This window comes from Acetatifactor muris (assembly GCF_024623325.1).
In the GTDB taxonomy this organism is placed as follows: domain Bacteria; phylum Bacillota; class Clostridia; order Lachnospirales; family Lachnospiraceae; genus Acetatifactor; species Acetatifactor muris.
The window spans coordinates 1-21,614 of sequence record NZ_JANJZD010000039.1; the positions used below are offsets into that span (position 1 = coordinate 1).

Consider the following 21,614-nt stretch of genomic DNA (forward strand, 5'->3'; position numbering starts at 1 on the left):
AGAAATACCGGAAGTCCCCCTGGAGAGTACAGGGTAGATAGGGGTAAGGTGAAGGTACAGTAATGTACAGAGCTGATACTTACTAATCGGACGAAAGCTTAACCAGGAAGGTAAGAAGAGAGTTTTGGGTGTTTGGATACAGTGTTCGGTTTTGAGGGTACAAAAATTTATTTCGTAGTAAATGAAATTTTATAGAAGACCGGAGAGAAGAGTAGATTTTCTACTCTTTTTTTACATTATAGAAGGGCTGCGGAAAGGCAGGGATTATATCATGCGTATTATGCTGGTGGAAGATAATGAAGCTATCATTATGGGACTGGAATATCTGCTTTCTCAGGAAGGATATCAGGTGTTGACTGCCAGAACAGTGGCGCAGGCTTCGGACTTTTTAAACAGGGAAAACTGTGAGCTTGTGCTGCTTGACATCGGACTTCCCGACGGGGACGGACTTGCATTGTGCAGACGAATCCGACAGGAATGGCAGGTTCCCGTAATCTTTCTGACAGCCAGAGATGAGGAAGACGATGTGGTGCGGGGACTGGACATTGGTGCGGAAGATTATGTGATCAAACCTTTCCGCAACAGAGAGCTGGTATCTCGTATTAAGAGAGTATTGAGCAGAAGCGGGAAAGGAAGCAGAACTTTTTCCTGCAGAGATATTCTTCTGAATCCGGAGACAGGGAGGGTGTATCGCAATGACAGAGAAATATCGCTGACAAGGCTGGAATATAAAATTCTTTACAGCATGATGTCCTGTCCGGGAAAACTTTTTACCAGGGATGAAATACTGGCTGATATATGGGATGTATCCGGTAATTTTGTAAATGATAATACACTGTCGGTTACCATGAAGAGGCTTCGGGAGAAGCTGGGAGATACCGACGGCCAGATTATCAGGACAGTGCGGGGGATGGGATACAGGCTGGAAAGATAATGAAACAGGTAAAAGGTAAGGATAAAGCAGGAATGAAGATTATCTGGAACAGAGAATTAAAAAAGATTGTCCTGGCAGCTGCCGCGGCATTTCTATTCAGCAGCTTTCTGGTCAATTTTCTTGTGGGAAAGTATGTTGCCGACGCCAGAACAGAATACAATGAAATGCTGGCTGCCCTGTTCGGAAGTGTGATGCAGGCATACCCTGATGTGAAAGAGGAAGAAGTGATAGAAGTTTTAAACGAAACCGGAAATGGAAACCGAGGGGCAGATATTCTTGCACGGTACGGCGTCTATGAGGACTATGGTGCTTCTTCCTTTGCAGAAAAAGAGGGGCAATTTCTTTTTGTGACGGTATGGGCGAATGGTATTCTGATTTTAGTCTATCTGCTGGTGGGCGTATTGTTTTTTCTCTATCTCGGAAAACGCCAGCAGGAAATCGCTCATCTGACGGAGTATATGATTGCTCTGAACAGAGACCGCTATGAACTGGAGATGGAAAACAATGAGGACGACGAGCTGAGTGGTCTCCGAAATGAACTGTATAAGCTGACCGTCTTACTGAAGGAGCAGACACAGGAAGCCCTGGAGCAGAGGCAGGCACTGGCGGATACCATGGTGAATATTTCTCATCAGCTGAAAACGCCGCTTACCTCGGTAACGGTTCTTGCAGATAATCTGTCTGATAATCCGGATATGGACAGAGAGACAAGACAACATTTTCTGGCGGAGATTACCCGTCAGATCACCGGTATGTCCTGGCTGATCACCGCAATGTTAAAAAGGGCCCGGCTGGATGCCGACGTTGTGGAGCTGGAGAATACGAGACTTGGCGTAAAGGAATTGGTGGAGGAGGTGATTGAGCGGCTGGAACTTGCGACAGAGTGGAAAAATCTTACCATATCGGTGAACATTTCCGAGGATGCGCAGTTTATGGCAGACAGGAAATGGATGTCGGAAGCATTGATGAATATTGTGAAAAATGCGCTGGAGCATAGTCCTGTGGGCGGCAGAGTGGAAATAACAGGGGAAGAAAATGAGATTTATACGCAGATATTCATCAGAGATTACGGTAAGGGGATTACAGAAGAAGAAAGGAAGAAGCTTTTTCAACGCTTTTATAACGGAAGTTCTGTCAGGGAAGACAGTGTGGGTATCGGCCTGGCGCTGGCGAAGGAAATTGTGGAAAAAGAGGGTGGAAGTATTTTCGTGGATTCCAGCCCCAACCGTGGGACTACTTTTACTCTGAGATTTATGAAGTCTTAACTTAAAATTCTTTTGAAATGTCACGGAAATGTCATTTAAGTTTTTTATACTGATAGCAGATTTGATTTCGTGACAGGAGAAAGGAGAGATGAAAGAATGGAACGGAGCAATTCTCTGGAAATTCTGAGGACAGAACACTTATTTAAACGGTATGGAAAGGGGAATAATGAGGTCATTGCGGTAAATGATGTATGCATTTCTGTGGCCCAGGGAGAATTTGTGGCAATTGTGGGAAGCTCGGGCAGCGGAAAGTCCACACTGATGCACATGCTGGGAGGAGTGGACAGACCTACCTCCGGAAGAGTGCTGATAGAAGATAACGACATTTACAGAATGAATGACGATAAGCTTGCCGTGTTCCGCAGGAGACAGGTGGGTTTGATTTATCAGTTCTATAATCTGATTCCCGTGCTTACGGTGGAGGAAAATCTGACTTTGCCCTGTGAATTGGATGGGAGAAAGCCTGATTCGGAGATGGTGCAGGATCTGGCAGGACTTCTGGGACTGAAAAAACGGCTGAATCACCTTCCAAATGAGCTTTCCGGCGGTCAGCAGCAACGTGTGGCCATTGGCAGAGCTCTGATTACCAGGCCCGCCATTTTGCTGGCGGATGAACCTACAGGTAATCTGGATACCCGCGCAGGTAACGAAATTATGGAGCTTTTAAAAGTATCCAACCGAAGATACCGGCAGACGGTGATTATGATTACCCATAATCCGGAGCTGGCAAAACAGGCAGACAGGATTCTGCGTATTGAGGATGGGTATGTGTCCGAAGGACGGAGAGGAGCGGGAGCATGAGAAGCAAAGGAAATGTGCTGAAACAATGTTGTTACCGCTCACTGAGAGAGAATCGGAAACGCACTGCTGTGACGATTGTGGGCATTGTCATGGCGGCCGCACTGATAACGGCAGTGGCCTGTATGGTGGTAAGTTTCCGGGCAAGTATGATAGCCTATGAACGGCTGAAGAACGGAGATTTTCATTATTGCTTTCAGGAAGTGCCGCAGGAATATCTGAAATATTTTCCAAACAATCAGTATATCCGGAAATACGGACTGACAGAGGAAATCGGATATGCAGTGCTGGAAGGGAGTCAGAATCCCGATAAGCCTTACCTTTATCTGTCAGCCATAGACGAGACGGCGGAGGGCACACTGGCATTGCAGCTCACAGAGGGAAGAATGCCGGAGAACGCTTCCGAGCTTGTAGTGGGCAGGCATATTCGCAGCAATGGTATGGTAGATATGGAAGTGGGAGACACGGTGAAGCTTTCCGTTGGAGACAGAGTGTCGGAAGGACACAGGATGCCCCAGGAGACTCCCTATCTGGAAGGGGAGGAAGCGCTGGAAAACGTCAGAGAACAGACTTATACTGTTGTTGGCATTGTGGAACGACCCAATACGGAAGTGGAGCCCAGAATTGCGCCGGGGTATTCCGCATTTACCTGTCTGGAGGAACCTGAGAAAGCGAAAGTACTGAATGTATATGCAACTTATACCAGGCGGGGACTGAAGCAGGCAGACCAGGTGACAGCGGGAATTCTCGGTGTCCCGGTGGAGCTGTATCAGAACTACTATAATGGCAGACTGGAATTATGCACAGAGGAAGAGATTCTGCAGATTCAGAAGGCTGCAAAGCGTGTATTCGAAAATTACTGGCTGCTGAAGTGGGAGCTTCTGATTTTTTCCTCCACCACCATGAATCTGCTATACGGAATGTCGGCAATTGCCATTTCGATTATCATTGTTACCAGTGTCTTCTGCATTCATAACAGTTTTACCATATCTCTGACAGAGAAGACAAAGCTTTATGGCAGACTTGCTTCCGTGGGCACTACTTCGGGACAGAGGCGGAAAATTGTCTATTATGAGGCGTGTTTTCTGGGAATTGCAGGTATTCCACTGGGAGTGTTGAGCGGGATAGCTGCTGCTGCGATTCTGGTGAAGGCAGTGGGAGGACTTGTGGAGGATGCGCTGGGCTTTCCTCTGGTATTCGCACTCTCCTGGTCTATGATTCTGCTGGCTGTGGCGCTGTCAGCGGTCACCATATTTTTCTCTGCATCCAGATCCGCCAAAAGAGCCGGAAAAATCTCGCCAATCAGCGCCATACGGGCAAATGATATGGTGAAGATACAGAGAAAAGAGATGCGCTGCCCTGGATTCATCGGGAAACTATTTGGTATCGGCGGCAAGATTGCATACAGGAACCTGAAACGTGCAAGGGTAAAATACCGCACTACCATAATCTCCATTGTAATCAGCGTGGCTGTCTTTATCGGTATGTCCACTTTTGTGGAACTGATGGAGCGTGCTTCTGATATTTACTATGAAAATATGACCTATCAGCTGCGGGTCAGTATTTATGACTGGAAATTTTATAACCAGGCTCTGGCTGTCACAAAGATAGACGGTGTGCAGGAGGCCGAAATAGTGCGGTCAGCATATTTTCAGGCACAGCCCGGGGATATCGCATACAGGGAAGAATACCGGAAAGCTTTCGACGAGAAGGAAGAGACAGAGGATGAAACGATAGTTGTGTGGTCGCTGGGAGAGGAAGCCTATAAGCGATATTGTGACAGAATCGGGGTCTCCGTGGAAGAGGCGGAAGACAGGGCAATCGTCATAGCGGAGTATTATTGGGAGACACTGGATGAGGACGGCACACGTTATGTGGAGGAAGGTAAGATCGCCGAATTCCGAAAAGGAGATATCATCCGGGGAAGCGGGCAGATGGAGGATGTGGCCATAGAGGTACTGGCACAGACAGAGGAAGAGATTCTGTATCAGGGCAACAGGAGCATCAATAATATTGTATTGATTGTCAGTGATCAGTGGATGGACGCACATCCGCAGCTTGACCGATATGATAATATAGAAATCTGCATCAAATGCGATGACGCATACAAAGTGGAGGAGAGCGTGCGGGATATGAAGCTGCAGCATTTTACCCTCACAAATTACGAGACGCAGTATAGAGCCGACCGGAGTATGCATCTGGTGGTGGCGATTTTCCTGTACGGCTTCATCACAGTGGTGGCCCTGATCGGGATTACCAATATTTTCAATACCATAACCACCAATCTGGACCTGCGGGCACCGGAGTTTGCCATGCTGAAATCCGTGGGAATGACCGGACGGGAATTCAGGCGCATGATTTGGCTGGAGGGCGTGTTCTATGGAGGAGGGGCCCTTTTGATCGGAATCCCCCTTGGAATTCTGCTGTCTGTCTGCTTTAACCGGGTCTTCGGAAGAGGCATTGTCATGGAGAAGCTCCATTTACCATGGATGGGAACGGGTGTCTCCATTGTGGCGGTGATTTTGCTGCTGTATGTTATTATGCATTATTCCATGAGAAAGATAAACCGGAAAAATATTATTGAGACCATTCAGAACGAGAATATTTGACAAGATTTGAAGATTATAGTTTCATTTTTCTTTCAAGTATGGTAGAATGGGTGTACAGAGTTTTTCGATTTGCTCTGAATGGCGGGGAACTGTTCCTACTTGGAAAGGTTCCGGGCAGGAAAGGATATGGTTAGAGATGGATAGTAAAATTTTGTTGGAAAACGGGACCAATGAATTAATGATTTTGGAATTTCAACTGGGGGATAATTGCTATGGCATCAATGTGGCAAAGATCAGGGAGATCACGAAATATGTGCCGGTGACTCCTGTTCCGAACGCACATCCCAGCATCGAAGGTGTCTTCATGCCCAGAGACGTGATGATTACCGCAATTGATCTGAAAAACTGCCTTGGACGCGGCCAGTCTGACCCGAAAGGATTGTTCATTATCACGAATTTTAATAAACTTGATATTGCTTTCCATGTGGATAATGTACTGGGAATTCACACTGTATCATGGACTGAAATCATTAAGCCGGAGGTTACCATTTCCAGTGCGGAAGAGGGGGTAGCCATCGGTATTGTCAAGAAGGAAGACAGATTGATTATCATTCTGGACTTCGAGAAGATTGTTACTGATATTAATCCCGAGACCGGACTGAAGGTTTCTGATATCAACGATCTGGGAGACCGTGAGAGAAGCCAGGTACCTATCCTGATTGCGGAGGATTCGGCTCTGCTGAACAAGCTGATTGTGGACTGCCTGAAGAAAGCGGGTTATGAGAATCTGACGCATACGGAGAACGGAAGGCAGGCTTATGATATTATCAGTCGGTACAAGGCTTACGGCACCCTGCGTGACCATGTACGGCTGGTTATTTCCGATATAGAGATGCCGGAGATGGATGGGCACAGACTCACCAAGCTGATCAAGTCGGATGAGGCCACCGCGCACATTCCTGTGGTTCTGTTCTCCTCTCTTGTAAATGATGAGATGAGAAGAAAAGGAGAATCCCTGGGGGCAGATGCACAGTTATCCAAGCCTGAAATTGGGAATCTGGTAAAAATAATAGATCAGCTTGTTGCGGAAAGACATTTGAATATGTAAAGGTCTTAAAAGCTGGGAGAAAATATCCCGGCTTTTTCTCTGTGTATGCAGGTGACAGCTCAGACAGCCGGGTTTTGTCTGACTGGAAAAGTGTGTGGAAATGGATGTGGATGAGCTGGAATGGAAAGGGAAAATATTCTGGAAAAGCTGGAACAGTCCGATATGATTCTGGTAGGGCTGGGAGAAGATTTTGATAATACACAATTTCTCTGTCAAAGGGAACCATACCGAAACGGAGTCGAAATCCTGACCAGGGCCGGTGCCGCCTGGCTGCTTCCGGCCTGGAATGAGTTTTGCGGTGAGGAGACAGGGGACAGAAGGGTTTCTGAAGCAATTGAGAAGGCAGCCGGCCTTCTGGAGGGAAAGAATTATTTCTGTGTTTCCGTGTCTACCAACAGTGGGATTCCTCACTTTTTTCAGAGGGAGGAAAGTGAATCACCGATGGGCGGCAGAGTGGTAATGCCATGCGGCTCCATTTTGAAGAAGCAGTGTTCGAAATGTTGCGCGGAGGCGCCGGTTCCGGTGACGGAGGAAGATAAGAGCATACTGGGGAGATTTTTCAGGGATTTATGGGAAGGAAATTTTTCGGGAGAGGTGCCTTTTTTGACGGGGGTATGCCCCGGATGCGGCGAACCTTTTATCCTGAATACCGTATATGCGGAAAAGTATAATGAAAAGGGCTATCTGGAGCAGTGGCAGCGATACATGAAATGGCTGCAGGGGACATTGAACCACAGGCTGGTGATCCTGGAGCTGGGGGTGGGAATGCAGTTTCCCACGGTAATACGATGGCCCTTTGAAAAGGCTGCTTTTTTTAACAAAAAGGCATATTTTTACAGAATCAATGAAAAGCTGTATCATCTGACAAAAGAACTGTCGGAAAAAGGATGCGGAATTGCTGAGAATGCGATTGATTGGCTGAGACAGCTGTGTTAATATATAGAGAGAATGACAGCAGGCGGCGGACAGACGGCTGCGGAACTGAAATGGAGGAGAAAGTATGCCTTCGCAGGAGGATTATTTTGATAAGCTTTTAAAGGAACTGCCGGAAGAGGAAGATTCGGATGCCCGGGAGGGAGATGCGGACGAAGAGAGAGACACGCTGGATGACTTCCTGGATGATTTACCCGGGGATGACAGCCGGAGTGCTGATCTGGATATGGTCAGCGGACTGTCGGAAGAGGATATTGCGGCGCGTCTGTCCGCTGCGGCACAGAATGCCGAAGGACAGGGCGGAGAACGTCAGGACCTGCCGCCGGAAGACAATCTGTCAGGCGATGTGCTGGATATCCCGGAAGGCGCCGGTGACAGTGAGGTGCGGGAGATTCAGGATCTGCTGAAAAAATCCGACAGGAACGAAGCTATAGACAGCCGGGCAGATCACATGGGGGATGAAGACAGTCCGGTGGAGAAGCTGCTGGCGGATATTGAAAAGGGAGAAACGGAGGCCGGGGAAGCCCCCGTCAACAGGAAAGAAATGAAGGCTTTGGAGAAAAAGCGGCTGAAAGAAGAAAAAGCTGCCGCAAAAAAAGCTGCAAAAGAGGCGGCAAAAGCAAAGAAAGAAGAAAAGCGCAGGCAGAAGAAGCGCAGAGGCGCAGCGCAGGAACCGGAAGAGATCTCGGGGCAGAAGGATGGGGCGGGCATAGAGGAATATGATCTGCTTGCAGATAAGGATTTGCTCGACAGTATTGTATCCGGTGCAGAACATCTGGAGGAGGAAGCAGATGGTGCGACTGGAAGCGGAAGGCCGCTGATGCCTGATGAAGATACAGAGAGTTATCCGGAAGCGCAGCCGGACTCGCTGGAGGAGGCGGCTCCTGATATTATCGCGCTTGATATGGATGAGATAGACAATTATCTTCCCGATGTGTCCAAAGAGGTGCCGGAGAAGGAGGAAGCGCAGAAAAAAGGGCTGATGTCGAAATTTGTCAGCTTCCTGATGGAAGAAGACGAGGAGCCGGAAAATGAAGACGTCAGGATGTCCGAGGAGAATCAGGAAATCCTTGACGAGCTGGACAGGGAACAGGCAGGTAAAAACAAAAAGCCTAAAAAGGCGAAAAAGAAAAAAGAGAAGAAAAAGAAGGAACAGAAGCCCAAAAAAGTAAAGCCACCGAAACCGAAAAAGGTGAAGAAACCCAAAGAACCAGAGGAGTATCTCCCGGGCAGGAGGCTTACGTTTAAGAAAATGCTTCCCATATTTTTACTGGGGGCCACTGTGGGTGCGGTTGTCTTTATTTTTGTGAATCTGTCGGTGGGTTACACCATAAAGCGTGAGGCGGAAGCAGCCTTTGAAGCGGGAGATTACCAGACCTGCTATCTGAAATTGTTTGGCAGGAAGCTGAATGAAGAGGAAGCTGCGATGCTCGGAAAGTCGGAATGTATTCTCCATATGAGAATGAGATATCAGGAGTATCTGGCGGTTGCAAAGGAGGGATCGGACGCGGAGATACTGGACAGTCTGATTCAGATTGTAAATGATTATCCTGCATTGTATGAATATGCGCTGCAGTATAATGCGGCACCGGAAATTTATGAGATTTATACCGGAATATTAAATATTCTTAATGAGAGATACGGAGTCACGGAGGAGCAGGCCAGGGCAATTGCAGCTATCGATGGGAATATTACCTATACGAAAGCCATTTATGCCGTGGTGGAAGGCCGGGGATATGGCGCGGATACAGTGCCGGATGCACAATTGCCGCAGAATCCCACAGATGACATTCTGCAGCCGGGAGAAAGTGACATTTCCGGTGAGGTTTCAGATTTGCTGCCTGAGGAATCGGAGATAGGGTCAGGTGATTTTATGGACAGTGGGTCAGGAGAACTATGATTGGAATAATTGATTATGATGCCGGAAATATAAAAAGTGTGGAGAGGGCGCTGGCCTGGCTGAACCAGGAGACCGTGGTCTCCAGGGATGCGGAGACGCTTCTGCGCGCGGACAGGGTCATTCTGCCGGGAGTGGGGTCTTTCGGAGACGCCATGGAGAAGCTGCGGGCTTACGGTCTGGTGGAGGTGATACGGGAGTGCGTGGACAGAGGAACTCCTCTGCTGGGAATCTGTCTTGGGCTGCAGCTTCTGTTCGGAAGCAGTGAGGAAAGTCCGGGGGTGGAGGGACTTCATCTTCTGGATGGCAGAATTGTTCGGATTCCTTCTGCAGAGAGCCTGAAGGTACCCCATATCGGATGGAACAATCTGAGCTTTCCACGTGAAGGACGTCTCTTTACGGGGGTTGGTGCGGAAAGCGCTTATGTTTACTTTGTACATTCCTATTATCTTCAGGCCGACGACCGGGACATTGTGACAGCAACTACGGAATATGGAGTGAAGATGGATGTCTCGGTGGAAAAAGGGAATCTGTTTGCGTGCCAGTTTCATCCGGAGAAAAGCTCTGATCCGGGGATGCAGATACTTCGTAATTTTATTGCGGTGCCTTCACCGTGCAAATGAACAGGGCAGAATGATATATAGCCGGGGGTAAGAATGCATACGAAGAGAATTATTCCCTGTCTGGACATTAAGGACGGGAGAGTCGTAAAAGGAATCAATTTTGTGAATCTGAGGGATGCGGGGGACCCGGCGGATGTGGCGGCTGCTTATACGCAGGCAGGAGCAGATGAAGTGGTCTTCCTGGATATTACAGCTTCTTCAGACAGCAGAGCCACGCAGCTGGAATGGGTCAGAGCGGTGGCATCCAGACTGTTTATTCCGTTTACCGTGGGAGGAGGTATCCGTACTGTAGAGGATTTCAGAGAGATCCTGCGGGAGGGGGCCGACAAGATTTCGGTGAATTCTGCTGCAATTATGAATCCGGGTCTGATATCGGAGGCGGCGGAGAAGTTCGGAAGTCAGTGCGTGGTAGTGGCCATTGACGCAAAAAGGCGTGACGACGGGAACGGCTGGAATATTTATAAAAACGGCGGGCGCGTGGATATGGGAATGGACGCGGTGGAGTGGGCCGTGAAAGCGGAGCAGCTGGGGGCCGGTGAAATCCTTCTGACCAGTATGGACAGAGACGGCACCAAAAATGGATATGATCTGGATTTGACGGCTGCAGTTGCGGGGGCGGTGAGCATTCCAGTGATTGCTTCCGGCGGAGCAGGGAAACCGGAGCACTTTTATGAAGCTCTGACATCTGCCGGGGCCGAAGCCGTGCTGGCGGCCTCTCTTTTTCATTATAAGGAACTGGAGATTCGGACGCTGAAAGAATATCTCAGAAGCAGGGACGTCAGTGTCAGACTGTAGGAGGAAGACCAGGGCTTCCGCGAAAGGACTGAGATTTGGAGAGCAGGCTGTACAGTGAGGGAAAGGCAGTAAATGACCTGCGTGAAATTGGAAACGAAAGATAAGAAAGGATGGACAGGAAAATGGGAATGATTGAAAATGACTGGCTGGCAGAGATTGGGGCAGAATTTCAGAAACCATATTACAGGAAACTGTATGAATTTGTGAAAACAGAGTATAATACAACCCAGGTTTTTCCCCCGGCAGATGATATTTTCAATGCTTTTCACCTGACGCCGCTGAGCCAGGTGAAAGTGGTTATTATCGGACAGGATCCCTATCATGATGTGGGACAGGCTCACGGACTGTGTTTTTCTGTGAAGCCGGAGGTAAAGATTCCACCCTCTCTTGTGAATATTTATAAAGAGCTTCACGATGACCTGGGCTGTTATATCCCCAATAACGGTTATCTGGTCAAATGGGCCAGGCAGGGAATCCTGATGCTGAATACCGTCCTGACGGTACGTGCCCATATGGCAAATTCTCACAGGGGAAAAGGATGGGAGGAATTTACCGATGCGGCAATCCGGGCTCTGAATAAGCAGGACAGGCCTGTTGTCTTTATCCTCTGGGGACGTCCTGCCCAGATGAAGAAGAAAATGCTGGATAATCCGAAGCATCTGATTCTGCAGGCTGCTCATCCGAGTCCGCTGTCGGCGCATAACGGATTCTTCGGCAGCAGGCCTTTCAGTCAGACCAATCAGTTCCTGCAGGAGAACGGACTGGACCCCATCGACTGGCAGATAGAGAATATATAGGGCCATAACGGCAAATGTGCAGAACTTAAAGTGAGGAGAATACAATAACAAAATGAAAAAGAGCGCTTTTGTAACCAGAGAACAGGCAGAAGAAATTACAAAGGCATATCCGACCCCCTTTCATATTTATGATGAGAGGGGGATTCGTGAAAATGCAAGAAGACTGAAGAAGGCTTTTTCCTGGAATCAGGGATATAAGGAATTTTTTGCGGTAAAGGCTGCGCCCAATCCTTTTTTGATGGGGATACTGAAGGAAGAGGGCTGCGGGTGTGACTGCTCTTCTTATACGGAGCTGATGCTGAGTGACGCCGCAGGCGTGCAGGGAGAGAATATAATGTTTTCCTCCAATGAGACACCGGCGGAGGAGTATGCTTTGGCGGCAGCCCTGGGGGCCACCATCAATCTGGACGATATAACGCATATTGATTTCCTGGAACAGACGTTGGGCAGCCTGCCGAAGACTTTGAGCTGCCGCTTCAATCCGGGAGGATATTTCGCCATGGGAACGGAGATTATGGATAATCCGGGAGATGCGAAATATGGTTTTACCAGGGAACAGATGTTTGAGGGATTTCGGATTCTGAAGGCAAAGGGTGTGGAGAATTTCGGCATTCATGCGTTTCTGGCCAGCAACACTGTCTCCAATGAATATTACCCCACGCTGGCCAGACAGCTTTTTGAACTGGCAGTGGAACTGCAGCGGGATACGGGAGCACATGTTGCCTTTATCAATCTCTCCGGAGGAATCGGGATTCCCTATAAACCGGACCAGGAGGCCAATGATATCCAGGTGATAGGCGAGGGTGTCAGGAAAGTATATGAGGAACTGCTTGTGCCTGCGGGCATGGGGGATGTGGCAATTTATACGGAGCTGGGCCGTTTTATGACAGGGCCTTACGGACACCTGATTACAAAAGTTATCCATGAGAAGCATACACACAAGGAATATCTGGGGGTGGATGCCTGTGCGGTGAACCTGATGCGGCCGGCCATGTATGGGGCATATCACCACATTACTGTGCTGGGAAAGGAGGAGGAAGCCTGTGACCATCAATATGATGTGGTGGGTTCCCTCTGTGAGAACAATGACAAGTTTGCCATTGACAGAATGCTTCCCAAAACGGAAATCGGAGATTATCTTGCCATTCACGACACCGGTGCACACGGCTTTTCCATGGGATATAATTACAATGGAAAACTGCGTTCGGCGGAGCTTCTGCTTAGAGAGGATGGAAGCGTGGAGCTGATTCGCCGTGCGGAGACACCGAGGGACTATTTTGCCACATTTGACGGGTTTGAGGTCTATGACAGGCTGTTTCCTGGAGAGAGACGTGAAGCGGAACGGGAAAATCAGGGATAAAAGCAAATAAATTGTGGTCGGAATTTGGCAGACTGCGGAGAGGAAAGAATATGAGATATCCGAAATTTTTGCCGGAGGGCGGTACCATCGGCTATCTGGCGCCTTCTTTTGGCTGTAATACAGAGCCCTATCTGTCAGCATTCAGGCACGCGGCGGAGAAATGGGAGAGTATGGGATACCGGCAGGTATTCGGTCCCAACTGCTACGAGGGAGAAGGTGTGGGCATCAGTAATACACCGGAAAAGTGCGGGCAGGAGGTCATGGATATGTTCCTGTCCGGGGAAGCGGACTGCCTGATTTCCTGTGGAGGCGGGGAGCTGATGTGTGAGATTCTGCCTTTTGTGGACTTTGAAAAGCTGGCGCAGGCCGAGCCCAGGTGGTTTATGGGATATTCTGACAATACAAATCTCACCTTTCTGCTGGCCACGCTGGCGGATACGGCTTCCATTTACGGCCCCTGTGCAAACAGCTTCGGCATGGAGCCTTGGCACAGAGCTTTGTCAGATGCCTTCGAAATACTGAGAGGGCAGCGCAAGGTGGTGGAAGGCTATGACCTGTGGGAAAAAGAAGCGCTGAAATGTCCCGAGAATCCGCTGATACCCTACAATGTGACGGAGCCCAGAGCCATTCGGACTTTTTATGGAAGAGAGCGGACAGCGGAAGAAATTGTCTTCACAGGGCGGCTTCTGGGCGGCTGTCTGGACTGCCTGGTAAATCTGACGGGAACCCGTTTTGACAGGGTGGCAGAGTTTGCAGAGCGGTATCAGAGGGACGGAATTATCTGGTTCCTGGAAGCCTGCGATCTGAATGTATTTGCCATCCGCCGTGCCATGTGGCAGATGGAGGAGGCCGGCTGGCTGAAATATGTGAAAGGATTTCTGATCGGCAGACCTGCAAACGGGGAGCCGATGATGAATCTGAATGCTTATGACGCCGTGCTGGAAGTGGCCGGCCGCAAAAATGTTCCTGTGGTGATGGATGTGGACCTGGGACACCTGCCGCCCATGATGCCCTTGGTGGTGGGAAGCATGGGAGAAGTCACTGTGCGTGGGAACGATATTCGGATTGGTTTCCTGGATTTGGAATGATGTCGGAGAAGAATACGGGAATCAAAAGAGATGGTGGGTTTGAACCCGAACAGAAAACTAAAAGTGCTGAAACACCTGATTTTAAGGGTGTTTCAGCACTTTTTAATACTGCCGGCAGCGGGACTTGAACCCGCACGATATATTAAAAACCTTGATTTTATGCGGGTTCTGCAGATGATAATTTAAAAGGTAATCAAAAAGGTAATCAGACATATGTTCGATTAAAAAATTGCAGGAAAGGAGTATCTTGCACGTATGACAAAAATATTACTCCAATTTAAGTATTTCTCTTTGTACTTGATATTTAAAATGATTAAATTTTTATAAAATGTAATGATTCTAGGTGTCAATTATAATTCTAATAAATCGATTTATATTTCAATATTAGCCTAATTCGAGGCAAAAACTTCTAACATATAGAAAAGATCTCATGAACAACTCAATTATAGTCTTAATAAGGCGTATACGCATCTATAATCATATCTTTTGGTTTATGACTATGTTAAACACGGGAACAAATGCTATTGCTGCCCGCCTCGGTGATGATTATGGGCCATTTGCCATTATTCCAACTGTTGATGAAACAGTATTTAAAAATGATAGTTCATGGGTCCAAAAGAAAAATGGGATTGTTATAGTACATATATATGGCATGGTGAATGTAAATGCTCCATTTGAACTACTAACATTACCAAAAGGGTTGCGGCCATGGTCGCATGTACGTGCAGATGGCGCAATTATTTATAATGATGATGGTAAAGTGACATCAAGCGGAACCATTCTGGATAACGGAATAATCAGGATAAGCGGGCAAGCTGGGAAGTGGGTTTCTTTTACCATTGCCTATCCTGCAGCTAATTAAGCCTTTACTTATACCATGAAAGTAGTGTCAAACATTGCATGTTCACCAGCCCTTAGCCGTGCTCTAATATATCCTTCAACTGTTACGACGCAATAAGGATAAACGCGTCCTTCCGGCGCTCCAATATATATAACTCCACCAGAATAATATCTGTATTTTGGCCTCCACCCTTCTGGTAAAAGGAATATATTGTTAACCTCGCCTATGTCTTTTGTTGTAGTGAAATATATCCACAAGTGGACAGTATTTCTGTCCTTTGAAGCACCACTGTCAATCACTGTAATGGCGGAATCTAGCGAGGTAAGACTTGTAAGATATTCTGTTCCCGTGTTTAATGAATTTGAAGTGCTGGGAAATGTCGGTTGAAATCGAATTTTGGATATGGTATAGTTGAAGGCATAGGAGTAACCGTGTTACAAGGTGGTAGCCTCCCTAACTTGCAAGAGAAGGGAGGTGGTGCGGATGGAAATGTTTTCATTTCAGGATTTAATCTTGTTTGCGACATTTTTAATTACACTGCTTGCCTACATAGATAGGAACAACAAGCGAAAATAAACAAGCCTACCTTGTCACTTGGCCGGTGAAGGTAGGCTTTTAAGCTGAACGGAGGTCAACCACTTTGTGGGCGGTTACTCCTTTTATGTTTACATAATAACATGTTACGAACATATTTGCAACATTTTTCAAATAACTGAGATTAACTAAAATTAAGTTAAAAATATTTACAAGTTTTGGTTGACAAAAGGAAAATTATGGATTATAATGCAACATATAGTGAAGAGGGAAAATGGAGGGAAATGTTATGCTGACAAGATTTGGTAAGTTTTGCCGTAAGTTGCGAATTGAAAATGGCGAATTACTATTTGACATGGCACAGCGTTTAGGCGTTTCATCAGCTTTTCTGTCAAAAGTGGAAAATGGTAAATCTAAACCACCTGTGGAATGGAAAGAGGAAATTGCTTCCATGTATAATTTGTCAACAGAACAGGTAGAGGAATTAGGTGCAAGCATAAAGGAGGCCAGAGTGAAGAGGGCGATTGATATTAGTATGATGAGCTCAGACGAAAAGGATATGATGTTTGCATTTGCGAGAAAGCTGGATTCAATGGATGAAATTGATAAGAATAAATGGAAAAAGTTATTAAATATGTAGCAGTAGGGGGGATTATGCAAAAAGTTGTTGTTGAACCGATGTCAAGGAACCAAATTCGTGATTTTACAAAAGCATTTAGAAAAATAATTGGAATGGAAAATGCTCTTTATTTTCCTATTGTACAGTTTATTGAGTGGGTTTTACCACAAATGGGATTGGATTATGAGTATGTATCAGAACAAGAAATGGGAAATGCATACGGGATTACTCACACTGGAAAAGGTATAATGAAAATCCGAGAGGATGTATATGAACGAGCTATAAAAGGTAATCCAAGAGATAGATTCACATTATGCCATGAATTAGGGCATTTTCTGATGCATTCGCCTGAAAGAGTTGGTTTTGCTCGCGGAGATGCGCCAGCTTATATGGATCCTGAATGGCAAGCAAATGTTTTTGCAGGAGAATTGATGGCGCCCTTTGATCTTGTAAAAAATATGAGCGTTAGTGAAATATCGCAGAAATGCGGAATGTCCATGCAGGCAGCTCAAGTGCAATATAGTACTTATCATAATGCTATGTAAATGGTGAAAGCCAGTTTTATGCATAGAAAAAACCAAGCACACAAGATGCTTGGTTTTTGTTGAAAAGTATTGCTGCAGTGCAGCTGGTTATACTTTTGCCTGAACAACTTTAGTATAACACTGTGGCATTCTTTTCGCAAGAGAAATTTGCGAAAGGAGGACGTGTTATGTATATTTTTCGTGCCAGTATTACTACAAAAGATGGTATAAAAATTTATGCTAAAGACTATGGAAAGCGTGCATTTCGCATCTGGATAGGCGCTAGATCGAAAACGGATAAGAGTAACTAATTAACTGAAGTAGCATTTTGCCAGCTGAAATGTTACTATTTCTTAATATTTTGGAGGAATAGACATGGCAAAAACAAAATCCAGTATTAGAGGCACTCAGAATAAAAAGATTGTCCCGGTGAAATCCTATGTGAAAAGAGATGGTACTCGAGTAAATGGACACAGAAGATCAACTCCTAATTAGGACACTGATTAGGGAAATGTCAATAAAAAATCCTTCAGCATATGCTGAGGGATTTTTCATTAATTGTGAAGATATGATATGCTTGTCTTACCAATAATGCAGATCGGAGGCAAGACTATGAATATCAGGACAAACTTAATTCAAAGCGTGATTGGCGCGCTCAGTGGCAAGGCAGATGACAAAATCATTGATCTGGTACAGGATGTGCTTATCATTCAGCTCAATCGATATGAGCTGAATGAACGGTGCACAGAGGTAGCAATCCGGGATGATACCGCGGAAGGAATACTGGGCAAGTACATAGCCACAAAGCGTATAGAGGGTAAGGCAGAAACCACCCTGCGGCGATACCGGGAACAGAATCTTGCATTGATAACTTATCTGGGGAAGCATCTGAATAAGATTACCACCAATGATATACGCTTTTACTTATCTGTTAAGCGTCAGCGGGATAAAGTCAGCAACCGGACTCTGGACGGCATGAGACGGTGTTATGCAAGCTTTTTTAAGTGGCGGCATAATCAGCCGTAATCCATGCGCCACATTGGCCCAGATAAAAAGCCGTAAGGTGGTAAAAAAGCCGTATTCCGCCGCGGAGATGGAACGGATCCGCAAGGCCTGCAGAAATGCCTGGAATCTGGCACTGGTGGACTTTATGTATTGTACTGGTTGCTGTGTGTCGGAAGTGGCAGGACTGGACATATCGGATGTAGATTTCGAGCGGATGGAATGTGTCGTGCTGGGGAAGGGAAACAAGGAACGGAAGGTGTATCTGACAGAAGTAGCAGCCATGCACCTGCAGGAGTACCTTAATAGCCGTTAGGATTCCTGCGAAGCACTGTTTGCAGGAAGAGGGAAGCGGCTGGGGAAAATGGAATCGAAGCTATTGTAAAGAATCTGGGAAGGATGTCAGGGGTAGAAAAATACACATCCGCATCGATACCGCAGGACTTTGGCCACAAATCTGCTAGACAGGGGGATGAATATACAGGACGTGGCTGCCATACTGGGCCATGCAGACCTTAAAACCACACAGATTTACTGTTATATCAGTTAAAGGCAGCTTATTGTAAGTTTGCGGCATAAATAAGGTAATAAATAGGGTGGTGATGACTCCGGGGAAGCTCCGGAGCTTTTAGTATGCAAAGGTTTTAGAGCTTTGTTACACCGGTGCAACTGCAGGCCAGCAGACAGGCATCAATTAAACACGGGAAGAAATTATGTCAGACTTCCACTTTCCTGGTATAATGAGGAATTCATCGAATTAATTTCAGATAGTTTCTGTGAAAAAACAAACAATATAGTTCATATTTATATTCATTTCAGAACAAAATCAGGTTTTGATATGACTTCAACTGCATTTTTATTACCAGAAGGATTTCGGCCTAAAACTGATTTTTATCAAGCAGGAATTATTTTTTCAAGTGCTTCCACATGTGGCAATAGACAAAGTGTTCCATTTTGCAAAATTATGAATACAGGTCACATTGCGATTTTAGCGGAAAACGGAGATTGGATTTTCATAAATACAAATTATATATGTGAATGATTTAAATAAGTTAACATATAGCATTCCGATCTTGTCATTCGTATTTTACTTGGTAGGAAAATGAAATTATGCACGTTTGATTAGGCGGCGCCCACAATCTAATTTTTCCACTTTCATCTATATATATGTAACATAAGTTCCCTGTAATTTGGGGTCCTAAAGCACTAGAATCATAAGCAATTCCTGGAAAATATAATGATGCATTAGGTAATAATGGCTTAAAAGGTGGGAATAAAAAGATATTATTTCCGTCCAAAAATTCATTAACGCTTATCACAAAATTTCCATAGCAAATTTTGTCTCTCTCAATTAAAGAGCCGGTTAAAAATACTATATTATTTTTAATTGTACTGTTATACCACGGTAATGTGTCACTTTCTGAACTGTTGGTCAATCTTTGATAAATGACAGGTGCTTTTCCCGTGTTTAACATAGTTGCAAATGAATTTATAAATTGATAATGTAAAATTTATAAAAATTTTATAGATTATTTCATCATTTACATCCAGATTTCCCATATTTCAATTGTACATGAAAAAATATAAAACAGAAAGAGAAGTATGCTATGCATGGCATACGAACGTACATTCGATTTTTGCGTTTCCATGCAAATTAACGGAAGACATAGGCAATCTTCTAAATTTTACTAATTTCATGGGAAGGAGCGTTGAGTGCCTATCTCAACAAAAATAAAAATGGATATTAGATTAAACATCATTCAAGCAATTGTAAATCATCTTGTAAAAAGGGTGGACAATGAAACTATAAACATAATACAAGATATTTTAACAATTGAACTTAATAATTATGAACTACAGGAAAGATGTACCCAAATTATTGTACGTGATAATAGTAATGAAAACTTATTAAAGAAATATATTGCGACAAAAAGAGTTGAAGGTGCTTCGGATGCTACCCTTAAAAGATACAAAGAACAAAATATTGCACTTTTAAATTATATTGGAAAACCAATCAAAGAGATAACTACATATGACATTAGATTTTATCTTTCTATTAAAAGAGATAGAGATAAAGTTAGTAATAGAACTTTAGATGGAATGAGAAGATGCTATAATAGCTTTTTTAAATGGTTGACCACTGAAGAATTTATATCTAAAAACCCATGTGCTTCGTTATCACAAATTAAATATAAGAAAACTGTTAAAAAACCGTATTCTGCAACTGAAATGGAAAAATTACGAAATGCATGTGAAAATGCTAGGGATCTCGCATTAGTAGAATTTTTGTATTCGACGGGATGCCGTGTAAGTGAAGTGGCACAACTTGATATTATGGATATTGATTTTGAAAATATGCAATGTACAGTACTCGGGAAAGGTAATAAAGAACGAATTGTATACATGACTGAGGTTGCAAATATGTATTTACAAGAATATATATGTGGAAGAAAGGATTTTTCTGAGGCTTTATTTATCGGTAAAGGTGGTAAACGATTAAGTAAAAATGGTATAGAAGTACTATTAAAAAGATTGGGTAAAAAAGCTAATGTTGAAAATGTCCATCCGCATAGGTATAGAAGAACTTTAGCAACGAATTTACTTGACCATGGAATGAATATTCAGGATGTTGCCACAATATTAGGACATGCAGATTTGAAAACCACTCAGGTATATTGTTATATTAGCCAAAAGAACGTACAAAATTCATATCGAAAATTTGCTTCTTAAAATTTTGATAAATAAAAATCGTAAAAAATAGGTTACCACATTTTATGTTTTTCTATAATGTAAATGTGATAACCTAATTGTGGTGCTATTTATTATTTAATGGCATTCGTAAAAATTCTTTCCTAAATAATTTGTAAAATCCCATTTTTACATTTACTACCAAGTCTGTAATACATTCACCAATTGTGCATAAAATCGTAGATATTAGTACTTGAACTGAGTAATCTAAATCTTATCCCAATACATTATTTTGAGTATCAATACACAAAATACTTAATGTTTCCACCAGTAAAAACATAGAAATATGAGCCCATTGCCTGTAAACATATTCTATACCATAGTATATAGCCCCACATAATATAATTAATACAGATTTTCGGATTAAGTGTTTTATTATACTATTTTTATTCGTTTAACTATTCTGTCCTTAATAATGTATTCATACCAACTTTAACTTGCTCCATAGCCGAATTATAAGTATCCAGATATTCACCAGTTAAATCAATACCATATTCAATGGCATCAATATCTTCTGCTTTATCTAAAGTACTAATATACATTTTAAGTTGATTAAAATAAGTAATATGATGCATTTTATTTATGGTAGCTGTAGTATATAATTCGATAATCTGTTCCATAGTATACAATTTACAGCTATTCCCATCTGAATGATAATACATAGGAACATTTGCTTGTATAACCAAATCAAATATTTCTTTAAGATTCATCTGATCTTCTTCAGTATAACTGAAATGTTCTATAGTTCCATCAATATTTATGTCCACACCACTAGTAATATTAGTATTACATATTTTAGAAAATTTTGATATTTTTAATAACTTTAACTCATCAACAGTAGGGACATAAGGTTCGGGGAGAAAATCAATATAATTTTCATCAGATATTTCAGGTATTTGAGATTCAATATATATGTCATTAGAGTTATTAGTTAAAATGTATGTTAACTCATCTATTTTTCTATATAGATACTTCATTTCACTAAAATCAGATTGTTCTATATAATTATGTTCATTTAATTCTCTAAAACCACTTAATAGAATTGAAACGTGTGGAACTTCAACCTTATTTTTAAATTGTATTTTTATATGGTTTGATTCTTCAAATGATAAATTAGCATTTACATGATTTTCAGTTCCGATAAATCTTATAATTGACATTATAGTAATTTCCTTTCTTTATTTTGAAAGAATATTACA

General features: G+C 44.0%; 19 protein-coding genes, 1 rRNA gene and 1 pseudogene. 20 read left to right on the forward strand and 1 reads right to left on the reverse strand.

Going from position 1 to position 21,614, the window contains the following annotated elements; translation table 11 throughout:
* From NSB25_RS24240 to xerA, 20 genes and pseudogenes are all read left to right on the forward strand, one after another.
* Positions 1-106 (forward strand): 23S ribosomal RNA (locus NSB25_RS24240); the annotation flags it as partial.
* Positions 107-271: 165 nt separating this feature from the next.
* Complete coding sequence (locus tag NSB25_RS24245) at positions 272-934, forward strand: response regulator transcription factor (RefSeq protein ID WP_103242030.1); 663 nt, start codon at positions 272-274, stop codon at positions 932-934.
* On the forward strand, positions 934-2,199 hold the full coding sequence (locus NSB25_RS24250) for a sensor histidine kinase (RefSeq protein ID WP_103241997.1): 1,266 nt from the start codon (positions 934-936) through the stop codon (positions 2,197-2,199). Before NSB25_RS24245 ends, NSB25_RS24250 begins: the two co-directional genes overlap by 1 nt.
* A gap of 114 nt (positions 2,200-2,313) precedes the next feature.
* Positions 2,314-3,000 (forward strand): ABC transporter ATP-binding protein, encoded by a 687-nt coding sequence (locus NSB25_RS24255; protein ID WP_103242031.1) that lies wholly within the window; start codon positions 2,314-2,316, stop codon positions 2,998-3,000.
* A complete protein-coding gene (locus NSB25_RS24260; RefSeq protein WP_103241998.1) occupies positions 2,997-5,606 on the forward strand; it encodes an ABC transporter permease in 2,610 nt (869 codons plus the stop codon). The genes NSB25_RS24255 and NSB25_RS24260 overlap by 4 nt, the downstream gene beginning before the upstream one ends.
* Before the next feature lie 136 nt (positions 5,607-5,742).
* A complete protein-coding gene (locus NSB25_RS24265; protein WP_103241999.1) occupies positions 5,743-6,654 on the forward strand; it encodes a chemotaxis protein in 912 nt (303 codons plus the stop codon).
* 120 nt (positions 6,655-6,774) lie between these two features.
* A complete protein-coding gene (locus NSB25_RS24270; RefSeq protein WP_103242000.1) occupies positions 6,775-7,590 on the forward strand; it encodes an SIR2 family NAD-dependent protein deacylase in 816 nt (271 codons plus the stop codon).
* A 64-nt stretch (positions 7,591-7,654) separates the two neighbouring features.
* A complete protein-coding gene (locus NSB25_RS24275) occupies positions 7,655-9,487 on the forward strand; it encodes a hypothetical protein (protein ID WP_103242001.1) in 1,833 nt (610 codons plus the stop codon).
* On the forward strand, positions 9,484-10,107 hold the full coding sequence (gene hisH / locus NSB25_RS24280; RefSeq protein WP_103242002.1) for an imidazole glycerol phosphate synthase subunit HisH: 624 nt from the start codon (positions 9,484-9,486) through the stop codon (positions 10,105-10,107). Before NSB25_RS24275 ends, hisH begins: the two co-directional genes overlap by 4 nt.
* Before the next feature lie 33 nt (positions 10,108-10,140).
* A complete protein-coding gene (gene hisF, locus NSB25_RS24285) occupies positions 10,141-10,902 on the forward strand; it encodes an imidazole glycerol phosphate synthase subunit HisF (RefSeq protein WP_103242003.1) in 762 nt (253 codons plus the stop codon).
* A 122-nt stretch (positions 10,903-11,024) separates the two neighbouring features.
* Positions 11,025-11,699, forward strand: coding sequence for a uracil-DNA glycosylase (locus tag NSB25_RS24290; protein ID WP_103242004.1), 675 nt, complete (start codon positions 11,025-11,027; stop codon positions 11,697-11,699).
* 52 nt (positions 11,700-11,751) lie between these two features.
* Entirely contained in the window at positions 11,752-13,059 is a 1,308-nt protein-coding gene (locus NSB25_RS24295; protein ID WP_103242005.1) for a diaminopimelate decarboxylase, read from the forward strand.
* A 50-nt stretch (positions 13,060-13,109) separates the two neighbouring features.
* Entirely contained in the window at positions 13,110-14,147 is a 1,038-nt protein-coding gene (locus tag NSB25_RS24300; RefSeq protein ID WP_103242006.1) for a S66 family peptidase, read from the forward strand.
* Positions 14,148-14,646: 499 nt separating this feature from the next.
* A complete protein-coding gene (locus tag NSB25_RS24305) occupies positions 14,647-15,009 on the forward strand; it encodes a hypothetical protein (RefSeq protein ID WP_146040175.1) in 363 nt (120 codons plus the stop codon).
* Between the two features lie 802 nt (positions 15,010-15,811).
* The gene (locus NSB25_RS24310) at positions 15,812-16,162 is read left to right on the forward strand and encodes a helix-turn-helix domain-containing protein (protein ID WP_172455269.1); all 351 of its coding nucleotides are present in this window, start codon (positions 15,812-15,814) and stop codon (positions 16,160-16,162) included.
* A complete protein-coding gene (locus NSB25_RS24315) occupies positions 16,138-16,686 on the forward strand; it encodes an ImmA/IrrE family metallo-endopeptidase (RefSeq protein WP_103242009.1) in 549 nt (182 codons plus the stop codon). The genes NSB25_RS24310 and NSB25_RS24315 overlap by 25 nt, the downstream gene beginning before the upstream one ends.
* Positions 16,687-17,277: 591 nt before the next feature.
* Complete coding sequence (locus NSB25_RS24320; protein ID WP_103242010.1) at positions 17,278-17,691, forward strand: phage integrase N-terminal SAM-like domain-containing protein; 414 nt, start codon at positions 17,278-17,280, stop codon at positions 17,689-17,691.
* Positions 17,692-17,758: 67 nt separating this feature from the next.
* Positions 17,759-18,217, forward strand: a pseudogene (locus tag NSB25_RS24325) (tyrosine-type recombinase/integrase).
* A gap of 288 nt (positions 18,218-18,505) precedes the next feature.
* Positions 18,506-18,709, forward strand: coding sequence for a hypothetical protein (locus tag NSB25_RS24330; RefSeq protein WP_257479323.1), 204 nt, complete (start codon positions 18,506-18,508; stop codon positions 18,707-18,709).
* 671 nt (positions 18,710-19,380) lie between these two features.
* Positions 19,381-20,397, forward strand: coding sequence for a site-specific tyrosine recombinase/integron integrase (xerA, locus tag NSB25_RS24335; RefSeq protein WP_242982594.1), 1,017 nt, complete (start codon positions 19,381-19,383; stop codon positions 20,395-20,397).
* Positions 20,398-20,813: 416 nt separating this feature from the next.
* Here the strand turns inward: xerA and NSB25_RS24340 are convergent, their stop codons facing one another.
* Positions 20,814-21,575, reverse strand: a complete 762-nt coding sequence (locus NSB25_RS24340) for a DUF4376 domain-containing protein (RefSeq protein WP_103242014.1) — start codon at positions 21,573-21,575, stop codon at positions 20,814-20,816.
* Between the last annotated feature and the right edge of the window lie 39 nt (positions 21,576-21,614).